The following is a 19,265-nucleotide window of genomic DNA, read 5'->3' on the forward strand; positions in this document are numbered from 1 at the left end:
CTATGAAAAGAGTGGCCTTTAAAATGAAATTGAATCCTGGACAAAAGGGAGCCTATACCGAACGTCATAATCAACTTTGGCCAGAATTGAAAAAACTTTTAAAAGAATCAGGTGTAAGCGAATATTCCATCTTTTTTGATGAGGAGACCGATACCTTATTTGCATTTCAAAAAGTGTCAGGAGAAGGTGGTTCTCAAGACTTGGCCGATAATCCAATCGTTCAAAAATGGTGGGCCTTCATGGCAGATGTCATGGAAACCAATCCTGATAACTCTCCTATTTCAACAGCGCTGGAAGAGGTCTTTTATATGGAATAGGTCTTTCACTAAAGTAGAAAATTTTAAGTCTATGGTGGTTTGCAGTACGGTACAGGATATCAGAATGCAGGAGTCTTGTTATAATTGGTATCATTAGAGTAAAACCGAACACTAATTTCATGGAAAGACGCAGCTTTACCCAACTTTCACTTATGGCCAGTATGGGGCTATTAGTTCCCATGCATGCCTGTAAGGATAACAAAAATAATACCTCCGAAATCCTAGCGGAAGAACTTCCTTTTAAAACCTTATCTGCCGAATTGTTGACCGAATGGTGTGATGCCATGCTCGCAACCCAAATCAACAATCCTGAAAATCCAGAATTACACGGTGCTTTGTTTTGCAATGCTTGCAATAGAATTCACGGAAGGTGTATGGATGCAGTGTATCCGTTTTTGTATATGGCAGATACCACAGAAGAACAAAAATATTTAGATGCGGCTCTTAAAGTCATGAAATGGTCAGAAAATGTATCTAAAGAAGATGGTAGTTGGACGGTAGTTCCTAATCCTAAATCATGGCCGGGTATAACCGTTTTTGGTGCAATTGCCCTCGCTGAGGCCTTGCACCACCATGGTCATGTTTTACCTCCTGAAATAAAACAACAATGGACAGAGCGTTTGAAAAAGGCTGCTGACTTTGTCCATAAAAATTTCAACATTGATTACAGCCATACCAACTATCCCATAAGTGCGGTTTATGGGCTTCATCTCTGGGGAACAATGTTTGATAATCAGGAATATTTGGCGCATGCCGAACAACTGGCTAGTGAATTCCAAGGAAGGCTAACCCAACCCAATCATATCATTTTTGGGGAAAACAAACCAGCTACTGAACCCAGTGAAAAGGGACTGCTTCCTGTTGATTTAGGATACAATGTTGAAGAAACCCTGAATGGCATTGCACTTTATGCCTTAGCGATAAAAGATGAAGAACTTTTGGCCTTAGTCCAAAAATCGATGGAGGGTCATTTAGAGTTCATGCTTCCCGATGGCGCATGGGACAATAGTTGGGGTACGCGCCAGAATAAATGGAGTTACTGGGGCAGTCGTACTACTGATGGGTGCCAACCTGCATTTGCCATGATGGCCGATAGAAACCCGACCTTTGGTACAGCTGCCTACCGTAGCACCGAACTTTTACAACAATGTACCGTAGATGGTCTGTTGTCTGGTGGGCTACATTACAAAAGTCATGGTGTTACCCCTTGTTTGCATCATACGTTTGCCCACGCCAAATCATTAGCGTTTGTTTTGGACAATGCTAAAATACTTCCAGAAGTCAATACCAAAACACATTTACCTAGAAGTAAAAACTATGGTATAAAACACTTTTCTGATCTTGACGTTTGGTTGGTTGCTACGGGACCATGGCGGGCAACGGTTTCGTCGAATGATGTGGTCTTTAAAAAACCACTATCCCAGGCTGCCACTGGTGGTTCGCTTGCCGTGCTTTGGCACGAAAAAGTAGGGCCATTGTTTACGGCCAGTATGGCGGAATATCTTTTGGTGGAACCGTATAATCAGCAACCCCAGCCTGACGATGAAGATATCGCCCTAACCCCAAGAATGGAAGTAAAAAAAGGCGGGAGCTGGTTTACCAATTTGTATGATCGAAAGGCCGATGTTTTAACAAGTCAGGCCTCAGGAAAATCTGTGATAAGTGTAAAAACACAGCTCACTGATAAAGACCAAAAACAACTTGCCAACGCCCAATTTTATCTCACGTATAGTTTTGATGATGAGGTCACAAAAATCACGGCTATGACCAAAAATTGGGACCAGAGTTCTGGCGCCGCTTCTTTGGTGTTACCCTTAATATCCCCTAATTACGAAAAAGTTGTACAAGTATCCAAGCAAGAAATTGAGGTGCATAAAGAAGCCGGTAAGGTGGTGGTTTCAGCCAATGCTCCGATTGTCATTAGGAAGACCAAAAAGAGTAGGGTGTTCAATATGGTTCCGGGTATGCAGGCCATACCGTTGCAAATTGATTTTGAAGAAGGGATTAATTCCATTGATTGTAGTATTAAAGTGGTATAGGTATTACTGCAGCTATAGAATATAAGGATAATGGTTTAAGAGAAATTTTATTGGACTTCGTAGGTGAACATCTGCAAGCTCGAAGGATTATTCATTTGAATTTCTTGGGAAAGCTTGGTCAAAGTCCCCGTTTTTGAATTGCGTTTAAATACAACTATATTATCACTGAACTGATTGGCCACCAATACATATTTGCCAGACGGGTCTATACAAAAATTTCTAGGGTGTTTGCCATGTGTAGGTTGATGACCTACTAAATTGAGTTTGCCCGTTTCTTGGTTAATGGAAAAGATGCTAATACTATCTTCTTCTGGTCCGCGGTTAGAGGCGTATAAAAATTTACCATCAGGTGAAATGTGAATATCGGCCGCTCTATACAAATCTTGTTCAATTGCGTAGGAGGAATAATCTTTAATAAAACTTAAATGGCCTTTTGTGTACATGTACGCTGTAACCTTACCGCTTAATTCTGCCAATCCATAGCCAAATTTTCCATTAGGATGGAAGGTGAAATGCCGTGGGCCACTACCTGGTTTTGCTTTTATATTTTCAGAGTTTTTGAGTGATATGTTATCTTCAGTGTCGGTTACTTTAAACGTCCTGATTTTATCGCCACCTAAATCGTGTCCGAATAAAAATTCACCATCGGGTGTAAAATTTGTGGAATGCAAATGTGCCTTATCCTGTCTAGCTTTTATGATACTGCTGTCCTTGAATTGGAGAAGTTGGTGGTAAGGGTTTAGGCTTCCGTTTGCATTTATGGCAAAAACCGAGATTCCCGCATCCGTGTAATTGGAGTTTACCAATTGTTTCCCAGAGGGATGCAACGATAAATGAACAGGATTTCTTCCCCCCGCATCTTGGGAACCCAAAAAAGATAGGCTTCCATTGATAGCATTCACCGCAAAAGCGGCAACCTTGCCATGTGTGGGCAACTGACTTTCCATCACGGAATATAAAAAGCGCCCATCGTCAGAAATTTTTAGAAATGAAGGATTAATGGTGTTTGATTGTTCATAAAGCAATTCTAATTCTCCTGAAGCTTGGTCAAATTCATATACCCGAATGCCGTTTGAGGGCTTACCTTCGGTAAAACTTCCAATAAAAACTAGGGTTCTGTAGCTTTTTGTTTCGCAAGAACTTAACAGAATAACTAAACCTACAATTAATCTTAAAAAATACATTAGCGCTAAACTATGGTATAATAATATATGTACCCTTAAAATTTTGATTGAGTACCATGACGGTTAATTCTGTTTTAGTGCTATCGGGAATTATCTCTATAGATGCACGCCCATTAGCCATACCTATTATTTCACTACCCGTGGGGGTACCTTGGTTTTTGAGCGTTGCTCCGCCTTCAAGGCATTGAAAATATACCTTGTCTTCATAATCCAAGCAGCGTAACCCATCTTTGTCTATAGCGGTTGCCGTAACTAAATAATTACCATTTTTCATGAGCTTGTAAGAAAGCTCAAGGCCTTTGGCTGTGTCATTTCTTTGAAAACGATAGTTCACTAGTAAGGTGTCTTGAACAATACCCTCTTTAGTGATACCCACTGCGATTAACTCATTTTTTCCTTCCTTAAAGTCGATGTCCCAAGTGAGTCCTGATGCTGGAAATTTTGAAATATCCTTTTTCTTTTTACCCAAATTAATACCGTTATGGATTAGTTCTACTTCATCACAATTACTAAATACGCTAAGGTTTCGCTTTTTTCCTGCGGGGCCTTGGCGTTCAGTCCATGTTTTGGATTCGATATACACAAAAGGATCTTTGGCCCAATGACTTTTAAATACGTAATAGGCATCTTTGGGATTACCATTGCGGTCAACCAATCCTTTTTGGTTCATGTATGGAATATCGTTTTCGGGTCGTAGTGGGGTTCCAAAATCCTTGAAAGCCCATTGTGCATTGCCTACAAAAGTGGAATCTTGTTCGGTAATGCGTAAATGCCAATCAAAGAGATCCACGATATAGTTTTCGCTCCAATCCCCAATTTGGGCGATGTTCGCCACTTTTGTTTGTACAATGGCCTCTTCCCAACCATCTGAATTAATAACGCCTTCACCTGTAATAGGGTTTTCAGTGTGCCTGCCTACGTGGCTAGAACCGCCATATTCAGTGTGTAAAAAATGGTCGTATTGCGGTTTGTAGGTATCAATAGCTTTTTGGTAACTTTTATAACTCCCTGAGTACCAGCCTGACCATATGGACGGTGAAAATACGTCCACGATTTCTGCGCCCTCATAGTATTTACGGATAGCTGTTTTTCGTGTAGGGTCCATTTCATGGGCAATGTCGTTGAGTTCGGTCAAAAATGCATTCATTCTATCGATATCATCACCATTTTCAAAATCGGGCAGCCAGTACATTTCATTTCCCAGAGACCAAATAATGATACTAGGGTGGTTGTAGTTTTGGTCTATAATTTCACGCAGCATGTTTTTGGTGTTCGTTTGCCATATTTCTTCGCCCAAACCTCCGCGGCACCAGGGTAATTCGTCCCAAACAAGAATACCCAACTCATCACAAGCCTTGTAGATTTCAGGGTCTTGTGGATAGTGCGCCAAACGAACAAAATTGGCACCCATTTCCTTAATCTGTTCCATATCTTTTCGGTGCTGTGCATTACTCATGGCTGCGCCAACTCCGGCATGTTCTTCATGACGGTGAGTTCCTCGTAAGAGCACCCTTTTTCCATTGAGGTAAAAAGGACCGTTCTTTTTAAACTCAAACCACCGTAGGCCCACTTTTTCACTTGTCTCATCGAGCAACTGGTCATTTTTAAATAGCGATACGACCACTTCGTAAAGGTTGGGGTCGTCAATATCCCAAAGCATGGGATCTTCAATATTCGTCAATGCCATTTTACTAGTCTCTCCTTTTACCGTTTGTTCCGCCGATACCACGACGTCTCCTTTAGGATTCTTAAGTACTGCTTTGATATTTAAAGGAGCTGTAGTATTATAATCAGCGATGGGAATTTCAAGATGTACATCGGCAGTTTTGTGGGATACCGTCGGAGTAGTTACCTTAACTGTGCCGAGAGCCAGTTTTGGTTTGGTTACAAGCCAGACATCTCTAGTGATTCCCCCATATATAAAGAAATCACTTTTTTGAGAAGGAATCACATCACGATTGTACCCATTGTCCACCCGAACTAAAATGGTATTATTTCCTTTGTTCAAATAGGACGTTATATCAATTTCAAAACCGATATATCCGCCAATATGGCCACCAGCCTTTTTCCCATTTACATAGACTTCAGTTGTTATATTGGCTCCTTCAAAATAAAGGCTGTATCTAGTATTTGCAGCAATCCCATCAAATGATAATGTTTTTTTATACCAACTACCACTTCTTCTATAGCCTGCCTTGTTATCCGTGGGGTCTTCACTGTTCCAAGTATGGGGCAAATCTATGCTTACCCAAGAATCTAAATTTTGTATGAGCTCAATACCTTCTGCGTTATCTTCAAGATAGTACCACTCTTCATTAATGTTGGTTTTGCTTCTAAGCGCGGTGGTACTTTCCTTGTTTTGACATCCAACAATAGGAAAAAGTAGACTTAGAAATATAATTGATGCTCTCATTTGAGGTAATTATTAAAAAAGATGAAAATATTGTCAGATTGGTTTTAATCCATCCTGTACTACCAAGGGTAGTAGAAGAACAGACCTTAAATTATTTATATTTTTTGCTGTCTTAACAAAGCCTCTAGAAAATAATAGTCACCATAAACTATAGGTTCATCCATTTCGTCGTTCTTAGGCCAATTACCTGTGCTATGCTTTAATATAAAAGGTGCATTTATACTTTTTTCTAAAATATATTCTTTTGATTTTAGGGTGTTTAAAACCTTATTGGCATAGGATTTATACATTGGAGAGTCAGTATAGGTATGTAGTTCGTAACAGGCGGATGCTATTATGGTCGCAGCAGAAACATCACGTACTGCATTAGGAATCTCTGGGTCATTAAAGTCCCAATAGGGTATACCATCATCTCTTAGAGAAGGATTGTTCAGGTAGAAGTCAAAAGTAGCAATGGCTTGCTGCAAAAATTTTGGATTTTTTGTATATCTGTAGGTCATGGTATAGCCATAAATTGCCCAAGCCTGACCGCGAGCCCATGCTGAATTAGCATCAAAACCTTGATGGGTAACCTTGTCTTTGGCTTTGCCAGTAATTGTATCATAAACCACTACATGGTAACTGCTATGGTCATCTCTAAAATGATTTTTAAGGGTAGTGGTGGCATGCGATACTGCAATGTCATGGTAGGTACTATCCCCTGAAATTTTAGTAGCTTCATAGAGCAATTCCAAATTCATCATGTTATCAATAATGACGGGAAACTCCCAGATATCCTTATTAAAATCCCAAGAACGGAGACTGCCAACATTTTTATTAAATCGAGTGCTAAGGGTTTTGGCACTTTCTACGATGATGTCATCATATGATTGGTTGGGTTGTACATTGTTACCTTGACCAAAACTGCAATAGACTTTAAAACCCATGTCATGGGTCCGGTCATTATATTTTTCTTTTTCAATTAATGCAGTCCATTTTATTGCTTGTTCTTTGAACCGTTCGTCACCTGTAAGTTGGTATAACAACCAAAGGTTGCCGGGGTAAAAACCACTGGTCCAATCTTTGGAGGGAACTTTGTTGATTTCTTTTTTCTCTAGGGAATAGCTTCTGGGGAAGCTGAGGGAGTCAACAGGATGCTTTAAAAGGTGTTCGAATCTAACGGATAATAAGGAATCAATAGTTGCCTCTTGGGTTTCCTTAGATTCTTTTGTCTCTTTCTTGCAGGCTAAAAATAGCGAGGCAAAGGTTAGGACAAAAACTAAATACTTAATTTTTGAAGTCATACATTGAAGGGTAAAAAAGAGTGGCCTTTTTCAAGGCCACATCTTCTGAGGGAATATTAATAACCTGTATTGTTCGGTGCTAAGTTTGGATTACGATCTAACTCATCAAAAGGAAGGGGGAACAAATAATCTCTTGATGGGTCAAAATTGGGTTGTGGTTCTAAGCCATTTGGACCAAAAACCTCTGATCCCAGTTGTCTTCTCTTAATATCATACCATCGCTTGAACTCAAAAGCAAGTTCCCATTTACGTTCCTCAAGTACTAAATCTCTAAATTCTTCTTGGGAAAGTCCACTAACTACATCCGCAGGAAAATCAGAACCATTACCCGCTCTTGCTCTTGCTCTTACGCGATTTATATACCCAACAGCCTCACCTGAACCGGGGCTTATTTCGTTTAATGCTTCTGCCGCAATCAAAAGCACTTCAGCATACCGCATAAGTGCATAATTAAGACTAGAGGCTCTACCATTACCTGTACCTGTGGGTCCGATGGCGCGAGTATATTTTGCGATATAAGCACTCTGAATGTTTCTTGAATCAAACTCGGGGAATCTATCGAAGCGTAATTCTTCACCTCCAAAGATACCCGTAGTGTCCAAGCTTACCGCTTTTCTATAATCACGGCCATCCCATGAGTTGTATACATTAATCGTGGGTACGGCAACAGACCAGCCACCACCAATATTACCGCGTTCGTTTGCTCTAATTCCAGTAAGTGCAGGGGTATAGTCTCTTCCATCATTACCTTCACTAAAGCCATTAAAATCTAGACTTAACAAAAATTCATTTAAACCGGCCTGTTTACTATGGTTAAATAAATCTTGAAAATCACTCGCTAAGCCAAGATTAAATTCAGCTTCACCATCGATAATAAATTTTGCTTCATTATAAGAATTTTGAAATTCTCCTAAAGTTAAGTATACCGAAGCTAAGAAAGCTGCAGCTGTAGCTTTACTGGGTAACGCTCTAACAGATTGTGTGTTTGGTAACATTTCTTTGGCCATTTCTAAATCTGCAATAATATTGGCATAAACTTGGTCTGCAGATGTCTTAGAGATGGTTTTAGCATCATCTATATTTTCTACAGGTGCATCTAAATAAGGTATGTCACCAAATAAGCGCACTAAATGATAGTAAGTATATGCTCTAAAAAAATAGGCTTGACCCACTACTGGATTTAATTGCTCAGCTGGTGAATCTAACCTAGCTGCCGCTGCAATAGCCTCATTGGTACCTGCAATAACTTGATAAGCTCTAGGCCATAAAGCGGTTACCATTCCGTTATCTGAGGCCATTGAAAACCGGTCAACATCTTGCCTACGACCAGGAGTACCTTGATCGCCTATAGAAACCATATCACTCCGTAACATAATAGGTAATGATAATTTTCTTCCCCAATAGGCTTCGGTAGCCATATTACCTATGGCACCATTTACTAGAGTTTGAACGTCTTCGGGGGAATTAATCAAGCCGTCAGGAGAAAGTTGTCCTACGGGTACTTCTTCTAAATCTGAACACCCAATAAATATGAGAGAAAGTAATAGTCCGATATATTGTAACCTTTTCATATTATTCTTTTTAAAATTTTAAATTCAATGATACTGTGTAGGCCCTTATGTTAGGGTAACTACCGTAATCGAAACCTCTATTAACATTACTATTTAGATTTCCTTGACTTTGGTAGCTTGCTTCTGGATCAGTACCAGGAAAGTCTGTAAATGTTAATAAGTTCTGGCCACTTACCCCTAATCTAACTGATTGCATACCAAACTTTGATACGATATCTTGTGGGATATTGTAGCCTAGTGCAAGGTTCTTAAGACGAATATAGCTGCCGTCGTAAACAAATCTGTCAGTTATTCTTTTTTCCCGTACTGCTGCAGATGGTATATTAGTATTAGTATTTGACGGTGTCCAGGCATTTAGCACCTCTGGGGTGGCGTTTGATTCTCCTGAAGCTAATTCAAGAAAAGTATAGCTGAAAATATCACCACCCACCGATGCCTGGAAAAAGATATTTAAATCAAAATCTTTATACCTTAAATTATTATTAAAGCCTGCAATCCAGTCTGGATTAGGATCACCAATTATTTTTCTGTCTGCTCCTGTAATTACACCATCTCCATCAATATCTGTAAATAATTCATCACCAGCTCCTGTTTCTGCAAAGCCTGCAGTCCCGGTTTCTGGTGTACCTTGGTTAACTCCTCGATACTCATAACCCCAAAATACACCTACAGCTTCACCTTCTCTTAAAAGATGTGTTTCGTCTTGTAAAAAAGACCCTGGAGAAGAATCTAGAAATATATCTTGGCCATCTACTAATTTTATTACCTCATTGCGGTTTCTTGACCAGTTAAAATCCGTACTCCAGCTGAAGTTTTCGTTAGTGATGTTTTTTGTATTTAAAGTAATTTCTAACCCTCTATTATTAATTTCACCAATGTTTCTAAGAGATGTTAAGTTTGCAAAACCTATATATTCTGGTGCAGAAGAATCTCCAAGAATTAAATCTTTGGTGTCTATGGTGTAATAGTCGAAGGTCATGGCTATTTTATTGTCTAATAACCCTAAATCAAATCCAATATTAGTTTGGTACGAGGTTTCCCATTTTAAATCTGGATTAGCCAATTGTTCAGGTACCACCGCATTAACAGCCTGGTCGCCAACGTTTGAATAAATTCTGCTAAAGCTCGCCAATGATTGGTAAGGAGAAATAGCTGGATTGCCGGTTAGACCATAACTAGCTCTAAGTTTTAAATTAGAAATGGTAGTATTGTTTCTTAGAAATTCTTCATTTGAAATTCTCCATCCGACTGCACCTGAAGGAAAAAAGGCATATTTATTATTTCTAGAAAAGTTAGAAGATCCATCTCTTCTTGCAGTGAATGTTATTAAATATCTATCATCATATTCATAATTAAGTCGCCCAAATTGTGATACTATTTCACGTTCAACGAGACTAGAAAAAGGAGTTTGTATATCTGATCCTGCTCCTAAATTAAAGTAAGAAAGGCTATTACTAATAAAGTTTTGAGCTGCTGCTCCAAAAGATTCAGTTCTGGTTTTTTGATAGGAATACCCCAACAAAGCTGTTAGATTTCCTTTTCCAATTTCTTTAGTGTAGGTAAGATAATTTTCTGATAGAATATCTTTTCTTTTAATTGCTTGTATACTACCAATACCCCCTTGATTACTTGCTTGACCTATAAGTGTTGAGGGTTGAAAACGTCCACGTGTGCTGTTTGTGGTCCCATAACCAAAAGTTGTTTTAAAAGATAAGCCATCTATAATTTGATAATCGGCATAAAAATTAGCTCTGTAATCATCTGTTTTAGTTTCGTCTATTGATTCAGTTGCAATAGCAAAAGGGTTGTCAAACTGATCCCCAACAGGATTGGTAGTATTTACCCCGTTTGCATCTTGAATGGGTGTATCAGGTGCAAAACGATAAGCCGTTGAGATAACATCACCTCCACCGCTACCACCACTGGTAGCCTGACTCTGAACGCCGTCTCTATTGCCTACATTTGCAAATGCATTGAATCCTAATTTTAATTTGTCTGTTGCTTGAACATCAATATTACTTAAGAATGAAAAGCGTTCAAAACCTGAATTAATAACTACACCTTCTTGATTAAAATAATTACCAGACACGTAATAATTAATCTTTTCTGAACCTCCAGAGAAAGAAAGTTGATGATTAGATACACTACCGGTTCTATAAATTAAATCTTGCCAATCAATATTAGCTGTACCTTGCTCATATGTTGGATTTATAGCTTGTCTGTAAGTGCCAAATTCAGAGGCATCTAATAATTCTAGGCGTTCAGATACACTTTGAGATGAGTAAGACGTGTTTAATTCTATAACCATTCTACCCTTGCTTCCTTTTTTAGTGGTCACCAAAATGACTCCGTTTGCACCCCTTGAGCCATAGATGGCTGTAGCTGAAGCATCTTTTAGTATTTCTATAGACTCAATGTCCGATGGTTGGGGTAATGTACCACCTACAAAACCATCTACTACAACTAAAGCCTCACTACTTGCACCAATTGAAGTGTTACCTCTAATACTAATAGAAATTGGCGCTCCGGGTTCACCACCATTGTTTGATTGTACGGCAACACCCGCAGCTCTACCTTGTAAAGATTGCTCTGCAGTAAGTACTGGAAATGCAGCAAGTTCTTCAGCTTTAACGGATGACACAGAACCTGTAATGTCTGATTTTTTGGATGTACCGTAGCCAACAACCACTACTTCATCTAAGGCACTTACATCTTCTTTAAGTGTCACATTTAAGTTGCTATTTCCATTTAGCGGTTGTTCTTGAGCAACAAATCCAATGTAACTGAATATTAAAATGGCATCTTTATTAGATACGGTAATGGTATAATTACCGTCAAAATCGGTAGATGTACCATTAGTTGTTCCTTTTTCGATTACATTAACTCCTGGAATACCTAGACCATCATCACTGGATACAACCGTACCAAATATTTCTTGCTGTTGACCAAATGCTGATAAGGTTAAAAGAAGGAAAACCCCAAAGAGTGAATTCTTTAGTTTTTTAAAAATTTCACTTTCATACATAAGTTTAGTTTATTTAGTTAGTAACTTAAATCAGTTTTAAATTTACCTTTCTTGTAGGTGTCTCATAATGCTATACCTAGGTTATTAAAACCTTTTCAAAACTATTACAATACAGGTTTTCAAAAGTTCAGAAATAGGGGTTAAATAATACAAAAATCTAAAAATTAGAGGGGTATGATTGTGATTTTAATTTAAATCGAAGAAGTTTTCAGAAAATTTCTGAATGTAAGCTGTTGGACTTAGATTGTATTTTTTTTGAAAACATTTACTAAAATACTTTGGGTTATTAAAACCAACTAGATAGCTTATTTCCGAAATATTTAAGTTCCCCTGTTCCAATAGTTCAGCGGACCTTTTCAATCTTAGTTCTTGTATAAATTCGTTTGGTGTGCAATTTGTCCAAGCTTTAATTTTTGTAAACAACAAAGTTCTGCTTACACCCAATTCTGTGGCAAATGTGATTATATCAAAATTAGCATTAGAGATATTACTTTCTACAATTTCTAATGCTTTTTTCAAAAGATTTTCATCCATTGACGATGCCACAATTTCGTTAGCAAGTAAGTTTTGTTTTTCAGAAAATTTGGTGCGCATTCGTTTAGACGAATCAATTAGGTTTCTAATTCGCAGTTTAAATTCTGTTATGTTAAATGGTTTACTTATGTAATCATCTGCACCACTTTCAAGACCTTCAAACTTGTATAACAGAGCTGTTCTAGAGGTTAAAAGTATAACTGGTATGTGACTGGTTTTTAAATTGGATTTTAATTTGGCACACAACTCAGTGCCAACCATTTCTGGCATTATAACATCAGATATTACAAGGTTTACGTCATGTTTTAAAGCTTTCGACATTGCTTCTTTACCATCACCAGCTTCTAAAATATTGTACTTGTCTTTAAGAAAATCTTTTATAAAATTCCTTAAAGGCACATTATCTTCAACCAAAAGAATTGTATCTTTTTGTTTTTCTTGTAATAAATCTTCGGTACTAATTAAAGCATCAAAATCAGTCTGAATAAGTTGAGATTTATACAAGCCCAAATCATCACTGAATTTGTATTCATGGTTGATTTCATTTAGCTCAATGTGGTCTTTGCCTAATTTTAACTGGACCTTGAATATTGCACCACAATTTTGAGCATTGCTTACACTAATATCTCCTTTATGCAGGTCTACTATACTTTTAGCTATAGATAACCCTATACCTGTCCCAGAACCTTTTGCATTTGCAGGTTTTTGATATTCTGGTATTTCGAAAAATCTGTCAAAGATTTTTTCTTTAAACTCTTCAGGTACTCCTGGTCCAGAGTCCGATACGCAAATTAGAATACAATCTGCTTCTTTACGTACTTGAATCTGTATCTTACCTCCTGCAGGAGTGTATTTAAAAGCATTTGATATTAAGTTATAAAAAACTTGCTCTAATTTAGGCCTGTCGTAATAGACTAAAATTTCTTCTGCCTCGGAATAAAATTTATAGGTAAAACCGTTGCATCTAGCATACTCTGAAAATGATAAATAAATCTCTTTTAAAAACTTTACAATATTACCTTCAGCTGCTTCTAAAGTATATTTTTTGTGTTCAAGCTTTCTAAAGTCCATTAATCTATTAATCAATTGTAAAAGTCTATTCGCATTACTTTCTATCACCAATAATTTTTTATAGACTACCCTACTGCCTTTATAATCGGTCAACAATTGCTGTAAAGGACCAGTGATAAGAGTTAAGGGAGTTCTAAATTCATGAGAAATATTTGTGAAGAACTGCAATTTTGCGTCATTAAGAACTCTATTTTTTTCATTTTCTAAATGTTCTAATTCCAGCCGATGTTTAAGTTTAGTTCTAGAACGAATAATGTTTGTTAACCAAAATAGTATAGCTAGAGTAGTTAATATATAGATAGCTTTAGCCCAATTGGTTAACCATGGTGAAGGACTAACATTTATTTTTAAAGATGTTGATTTTTTATTCCATACGCCGTCATTATTTGCGCCTTTTACTTCGAATACATAATCTCCTGGTCTTTGTATTATAAAATTGGCACTTGTAGCTTTCGTATGAATCCAATTTTCTTCTAAACCAAGCATACGATACTTATAACTATTACTATTGGAATTGATATAATTTGGGATAGAAAAATCAATAGAAAAGTTTGTATTATCATGGTTAAGATTAATGGTTTTGGTAAACGAAATATTTTGCTTTAAAACACCATTATTTTCATTAACTTTTACCGTTTGGTTTTTGAGTTTAAAATCGGTTAAAATTACTTGTGGGCTATGGGAATTTGTAGTTAGCTTGTTTTCGTAGAAGATTGATACACCGTTTGGCCCTCCAAATAAAAACTTTGATTTCCCTTGCTTTAAAGCAGCTCCACTGCTGAATTCATTACCGACTAAACCATCTTTTTCAGAATAATTTTGGAATGTTCTGTTGTTTATGTCATATTTAATTAATCCTTCATTACTGCTCAACCACATAGTATTATAATTACCTTGAAGCATAGCGTATATTGAAGTGATATCACTTGAGATGTTTATAGTAACTTTTTTAAATGTGTTTCCATTAAATCTAAACAGCCCCTTTGCTCTTGTGCCGACCCAGATAACACCTTTTGTATCTTGGAAAAGGGTTAAAATATCCTCTCCAGAGCTTGTATTTATATCGTAAAAAAAGCGCTTTATTTGAACTTTATTGTTTGTAGAATCAGCAATTGTCAATAGATTTAAACCGCTTTGGGTTCCAACCCAAACGTTTGAGTTTTTATCTACCATTAAACAACGAACTCTGTTACTAGATAGACTCTGTTCAGAATTGGTTTTGTTTCTGTAATTGAGGATTGATTTGTCTTTAAGATTATATCGCCAAATCCCTTTGCCAAAAGTACCTATCCAAATTTCATTATTTACACCTTTAGTTATTGAATATATTCCAGTGTTCTCTAAAAGTGAATTAAGTTCTGTAGAAACTAAATTTGGTTCTTCCTTGTTCTTTTTTAGATTGAATGTTTCAATACCCTTGTCAAACGTTCCAATCCAGAGTATATCCTGATCAATTAAAAGTGACTTTATATTGTTACTTTCTAAAAATTCAGTATTTGCGGTATTTAAATATTTAGTTTGGTTGTCATTTGTATTTAAAATGGTAATTCCACCGCCTTCGGTTCCAAAATATAAGTTGTTATAGCTGTCTTCTACAATTGAACTAACTACTTTATGAGAAAGTCTTGTTTTACTATCTGATTCTGTAAGATTGATAAAATTAGTGTTAGATTCATCCCAAATGTCAATTCCTCCATAGTATGATCCAATCCAAATTGAACCTTTACGATCTTTAAAAACAGACTTAATATAGTTATGACTTAAGCCATTATTATCATTTGAGTCATACTCAAGTCGTTTCACGTGTTTTTCTGGACTGATAATAGCAATACCTTTAGAGGTGCCTACCCATAATTCTCCATTATTGCCTGAAATGATAGCTCTTACATCTTCGGATTGTTCTAATAGTTTATTTGGAATAAATGATTCGGATATCAAATCAAACTGCAACAATCCTAAGTTTTTTGTACCAATACAAATGGTGTTGTCATCGCAAAGAGACATATTTTGAACGTATGGATAATGTTTACTATCTAATGGCGAAATTGACTTGAAATCATAAGAATGATTATCCTTTTTACTTGCTTTAAATAAGCCCTTAGAGGTTCCTATCCATATTGTACCATTTTTTGCTTGCTTTATGCTCAAAATAAAATTAGATGAAAGTTGATTATCTTTTACAAATTCATTGAGCTGATAATTGGTAAAATGATTTGTTTTTTTATTGTAAATACTTAATCCATTTGCTGTGCCAATCCAGAGTTTGCCATCTGCTGTTTCTTCTATTGCCCAAACAGAATTGTCACATAAAGAATTTTTATCCGTGTAGTAATAGTATCTTGTAAATGAATCTTCAATGGGGTCATATTTGTTCAGGCCGTTGTATGTGCCAATCCAGATATATCCTTGAGAGTCCTCTTTTATTGTTAAAATATCACTATTACTTATAGTAGTGCTGTCAGATGGGTTATTTCTAAATATTCTAAAACCACTGCCATAATATAAGTTTAAGCCATCACGTGTTCCTAACCACATTCTATCCAAATTATCTTGCTCCATTGCTATCACAGAGCTTTGAGAGAGTCCATCAGAAGTGCCAAGATGACTAAATGTATAGGGATTATAGTTTTCCTGAGGATAATTTAAGGTTATCGTTAGAAGACAAATTAAGAGATGAAAAGTTTTCATTTTTATTAGATATATCGCTAGGTGCATTTTCAAAACTGAGCTTTCAACTAATTTTATTTAAGATTAAACAATGGCATTGCAAACAAGATACAACAGGATGGGCAAACTTTATTCACTACCTAATTTTAAGCTATCTAAATGAACAGAATTAGGAGTATTGTGTACGTATTTACACCCCCTAAAAAGAAATGTGTCAAACAAATAAATTAATATTACCAAAACAAATATTTAGAATTATAAATGACAACCAAAACCATTATTTTAACTGGTGCCGGTGGTGTTTTGTGTAGCACTTTGGCAAAGGCATTAGCAAAAGAAGGTCATAAAATTGCCGTTTTAGACCTTAATAAAGAAGCTGCTGATAAGGTAGCCGCAGAAATTACTACAAGTGGCGGTGTTGCTATTGGTGTAGAAGCTAATGTGCTTCAGAAAGAATCTCTTGAAAAAGCACGAGAAACGGTTCGCTCTGAATTTGGTCTATGTGATATTTTGATTAATGGAGCGGGGGGGAACCATCCGTTAGGGACAACCTCTAATCCATTTTTTGAAATGGATGATTTAAAAAACACTACGGAAGGATTCAAAACTTTTTTTGATTTGGATACTGATGGCATACAGTTCACCTTTAATTTGAATTTTATTGGTACGCTTTTGCCAACACAGGTTTTTGCTGCTGATATGGTAGGGAAGGGAGGCTGTAGTATATTGAATATTTCTTCGATGAATGCCTTTACACCGTTGACTAAAATTCCCGCATATAGTGGTGCCAAAGCCGCGGTATCAAATTTTACGCAATGGTTGGCAGTACATTTTTCAAAAGTTGGCATTCGGGTCAATGCCCTAGCTCCAGGTTTTTTCTTGACCGACCAAAACAGGGCCTTGCTAACAGAAAGCGACGGTTCGTTGACCCCACGAGGAAATACGATTATCAGTCAAACTCCTATGGGCAAGTTTGGTGAACCTGAAGACCTAATAGGTACCACACTTTGGCTTTGTGGCGATGGCGCTTCCTTTGTTACAGGTGTGGTTGTTCCTGTTGATGGCGGGTTTAGCGCATTTAGTGGGGTATAACGAAAGTATAGATTGAAAATGAATATAGGATTAGAAAATACATGGCGCTGGTATGGCCCAAATGACCCCGTTAGTTTGGCGGACATTAAACAAGCTGGCGCAACGGGAATAGTCAGTGCCTTGCATCATATACCCAATGGTGAAGTTTGGCCGATTGAGGAAATTCAAAAACGAAAAAAAGAAATTGAGAAAGTCGGACTCTCGTGGTCGGTGGTAGAAAGTGTACCAATTCATGAAGCCATAAAAACCCAAGCTGAGGGCTACATGAATTATGTTGAAAACTATAAACAGACGCTGCGCAACTTGGGCGAATGTGGCATAGATATAGTTTGCTACAATTTTATGCCTGTTCTGGATTGGACGCGTACCAATCTAGACTATGAGGTGGAAGATGGCTCAACAGCCCTACGTTTTGAGGCGGCTGCTTTTGCCGCCTTTGAGCTATTTCTTTTGAAAAGACCGGGTGCTGAAGAAAGTTATACTTCGGAAGAAAAGAAAAGGGCAGCGACCTATTTTGAAAAACTTTCCAACGAGCAAAAAACGCAGTTGAGTAACAACATTATTGCTGGGTTGCCCGGAGCGGAAGAAGGGTATACCCTTGAAGCGTTCAATGAGGTTCTTGCCACTTATAGCCACATCGGCCCAAAAGAATTAAAAAAACATCTTTTTGAGTTTGTAGGTCATATTATTCCTGCAGCTGAAAAAGCTGGAGTACTAATGTGTATCCATCCTGATGATCCACCGTATCCTATTTTGGGGCTTCCTAGAGTGGTGAGCACCGAGCAAGATATTGTTGAACTATATGATGCTGTTGATAGCCCCAATAACGGGCTCACATTTTGTACGGGTTCTTTTGGCGTACGTGCCGATAATGATTTAGCGGGTATGGTAGAACGTTTAGGTCACCGTATACATTTTATCCATTTACGAAGCACCAAACGCGATGAGCACGGTAATTTTCATGAGGCAAATCATTTGGAGGGAGACGTGGATATGTATGCAGTAATGAAAGCCTTGGTTGCGGAACAAGAAAAAAGAAAAGCAGCTGGTCGTGAAGATACTAGAATGCCTATGCGTCCAGATCATGGGCATAAAATGCTTGACGACCTTAAAAAGAAAACCAATCCAGGATATTCGGGTATTGGTCGCTTACGCGGACTGGCTGAATTGCGTGGCCTAGAACTTGGAATACGAAAATCAATATATAACTAACATAAACAAATTATAATGTCAGTATCCTACGAAACACGATATGCTTCAAGTCCTGAAGCAGTTAAAAAATATGACACCACTGAACTGCGAGATGAATTTCTAATTGATAACCTGATGCAAAAGGGGAAAATCAATCTGACCTACACGCATTATGACCGATATATTGCAGGTTCTGCGGTGCCTGATAAGCCTTTGAAGCTGGAAACCATAGACGCTTTGAAAGCGGAGTATTTTTTAGAACGCCGTGAAATGGGTATTATCAACGTTGGCGATTCAGGAAGTGTTGAGGTTGATGGTGAATCGTATACCTTGGCTCATAAAGACGCCTTGTACATTGGTCAGGGTGCAAAAGAAGTGGTATTTAAAAGTGATGATGCGGATAAACCTGCAAAATTTTACTTGAATTCCGCTCCTGCACATACTTCCTATCCTACAAAAAAAGTAAGTTTAGCTGAGGCCAATAAATTAGAACTGGGTTCACTTGAAACCGCAAACCATCGTACGGTAAGTCAAATGATTATTGGTGGTGTGGTTACCACCTGCCAACTTCAAATGGGGATGACCGAGTTAAAAACCGGTAGCGTATGGAACACCATGCCAGCGCACGTACATGACAGGCGTATGGAAGTATATTTTTATTTGGATGTACCTGAAGGGCAATCTGTGTGTCATTTTATGGGGCAACCCCAAGAGACACGACATATTTGGATGCAAAACCATGAGGCAGTGATTTCGCCACCTTGGTCCATTCATTGTGGTTCAGGGACTTCAAATTACACTTTTATCTGGGGTATGGCCGGCGAGAATTTAGATTATGGCGATATGGATGTAGCCAAAATAACCGATTTAAGATAAGC

11 protein-coding genes are annotated in these 19,265 nt (G+C 37.6%); 5 read left to right on the plus strand and 6 right to left on the minus strand.

Annotation, left to right across the window (positions count from 1 at the left end):
* Nucleotides 1-2 precede the first annotated feature (2 nt).
* Both rhaM and HCO57_RS00765 read left to right on the plus strand, forming a co-directional pair.
* Nucleotides 3-317: an L-rhamnose mutarotase gene (gene rhaM / locus HCO57_RS00760; RefSeq protein WP_167987406.1), complete on the plus strand. Its 315-nt coding sequence runs from the start codon at nucleotides 3-5 to the stop codon at nucleotides 315-317.
* Between the two features lie 119 nt (nucleotides 318-436).
* On the plus strand, nucleotides 437-2,356 hold the full coding sequence (locus HCO57_RS00765) for a hypothetical protein (protein WP_167987407.1): 1,920 nt from the start codon (nucleotides 437-439) through the stop codon (nucleotides 2,354-2,356).
* Between the two features lie 47 nt (nucleotides 2,357-2,403).
* Here HCO57_RS00765 and HCO57_RS00770 read toward each other — a convergent pair whose 3' ends face one another.
* The 6 genes from HCO57_RS00770 to HCO57_RS00795 all read right to left on the minus strand — a co-directional run bounded on the left by HCO57_RS00770 (nucleotide 2,404) and on the right by HCO57_RS00795 (nucleotide 16,125).
* Complete coding sequence (locus tag HCO57_RS00770) at nucleotides 2,404-3,540, minus strand: lactonase family protein (protein ID WP_167987408.1); 1,137 nt, start codon at nucleotides 3,538-3,540, stop codon at nucleotides 2,404-2,406.
* A 10-nt stretch (nucleotides 3,541-3,550) separates the two neighbouring features.
* Nucleotides 3,551-5,953 (minus strand): glycoside hydrolase family 2 protein, encoded by a 2,403-nt coding sequence (locus HCO57_RS00775; protein ID WP_167987409.1) that lies wholly within the window; start codon nucleotides 5,951-5,953, stop codon nucleotides 3,551-3,553.
* A gap of 95 nt (nucleotides 5,954-6,048) precedes the next feature.
* The gene (locus tag HCO57_RS00780; RefSeq protein ID WP_167987410.1) at nucleotides 6,049-7,236 is read right to left on the minus strand and encodes a glycoside hydrolase family 88 protein; all 1,188 of its coding nucleotides are present in this window, start codon (nucleotides 7,234-7,236) and stop codon (nucleotides 6,049-6,051) included.
* A 56-nt stretch (nucleotides 7,237-7,292) separates the two neighbouring features.
* Nucleotides 7,293-8,807 carry a RagB/SusD family nutrient uptake outer membrane protein gene (locus tag HCO57_RS00785; protein ID WP_167987411.1) on the minus strand — a complete coding sequence of 505 codons (1,515 nt, stop codon included), beginning with the start codon at nucleotides 8,805-8,807 and terminating at the stop codon, nucleotides 7,293-7,295.
* A 10-nt stretch (nucleotides 8,808-8,817) separates the two neighbouring features.
* Complete coding sequence (locus HCO57_RS00790; protein WP_167987412.1) at nucleotides 8,818-11,832, minus strand: SusC/RagA family TonB-linked outer membrane protein; 3,015 nt, start codon at nucleotides 11,830-11,832, stop codon at nucleotides 8,818-8,820.
* Nucleotides 11,833-12,018: 186 nt separating this feature from the next.
* Nucleotides 12,019-16,125: a hybrid sensor histidine kinase/response regulator transcription factor gene (locus HCO57_RS00795; RefSeq protein WP_167987413.1), complete on the minus strand. Its 4,107-nt coding sequence runs from the start codon at nucleotides 16,123-16,125 to the stop codon at nucleotides 12,019-12,021.
* 240 nt (nucleotides 16,126-16,365) lie between these two features.
* On the opposite strand from HCO57_RS00795, the gene HCO57_RS00800 reads away from it, so the two are divergent.
* The 3 genes from HCO57_RS00800 to kduI are packed head-to-tail and all read left to right on the plus strand — an operon-like array spanning nucleotide 16,366 to nucleotide 19,263.
* Entirely contained in the window at nucleotides 16,366-17,196 is an 831-nt protein-coding gene (locus tag HCO57_RS00800) for an SDR family oxidoreductase (protein WP_167987414.1), read from the plus strand.
* A gap of 18 nt (nucleotides 17,197-17,214) precedes the next feature.
* A complete protein-coding gene (gene uxuA / locus HCO57_RS00805; RefSeq protein ID WP_209065918.1) occupies nucleotides 17,215-18,408 on the plus strand; it encodes a mannonate dehydratase in 1,194 nt (397 codons plus the stop codon).
* A gap of 15 nt (nucleotides 18,409-18,423) precedes the next feature.
* The gene (kduI, locus tag HCO57_RS00810) at nucleotides 18,424-19,263 is read left to right on the plus strand and encodes a 5-dehydro-4-deoxy-D-glucuronate isomerase (protein WP_167987415.1); all 840 of its coding nucleotides are present in this window, start codon (nucleotides 18,424-18,426) and stop codon (nucleotides 19,261-19,263) included.
* Nucleotides 19,264-19,265 lie beyond the last annotated feature (2 nt).

Origin of the sequence: Croceivirga sp. JEA036 (assembly GCF_011882165.1) — a bacterium.
Lineage (GTDB): Bacteria > Bacteroidota > Bacteroidia > Flavobacteriales > Flavobacteriaceae > Croceivirga.

Coding starts and splice junctions, on each gene's coding strand:
- rhaM (WP_167987406.1), top strand. CDS start 3: ATGAAAAGAGTGGCCTTTAAAATGAAATTGAATCCTGGACAAAAGGGA.
- HCO57_RS00765 (WP_167987407.1), top strand. CDS start 437: ATGGAAAGACGCAGCTTTACCCAACTTTCACTTATGGCCAGTATGGGG.
- HCO57_RS00770 (WP_167987408.1), bottom strand. CDS start 3,540: ATGTATTTTTTAAGATTAATTGTAGGTTTAGTTATTCTGTTAAGTTCT.
- HCO57_RS00775 (WP_167987409.1), bottom strand. CDS start 5,953: ATGAGAGCATCAATTATATTTCTAAGTCTACTTTTTCCTATTGTTGGA.
- HCO57_RS00780 (WP_167987410.1), bottom strand. CDS start 7,236: ATGACTTCAAAAATTAAGTATTTAGTTTTTGTCCTAACCTTTGCCTCG.
- HCO57_RS00785 (WP_167987411.1), bottom strand. CDS start 8,807: ATGAAAAGGTTACAATATATCGGACTATTACTTTCTCTCATATTTATT.
- HCO57_RS00790 (WP_167987412.1), bottom strand. CDS start 11,832: ATGTATGAAAGTGAAATTTTTAAAAAACTAAAGAATTCACTCTTTGGG.
- HCO57_RS00795 (WP_167987413.1), bottom strand. CDS start 16,125: ATGAAAACTTTTCATCTCTTAATTTGTCTTCTAACGATAACCTTAAAT.
- HCO57_RS00800 (WP_167987414.1), top strand. CDS start 16,366: ATGACAACCAAAACCATTATTTTAACTGGTGCCGGTGGTGTTTTGTGT.
- uxuA (WP_209065918.1), top strand. CDS start 17,215: ATGAATATAGGATTAGAAAATACATGGCGCTGGTATGGCCCAAATGAC.
- kduI (WP_167987415.1), top strand. CDS start 18,424: ATGTCAGTATCCTACGAAACACGATATGCTTCAAGTCCTGAAGCAGTT.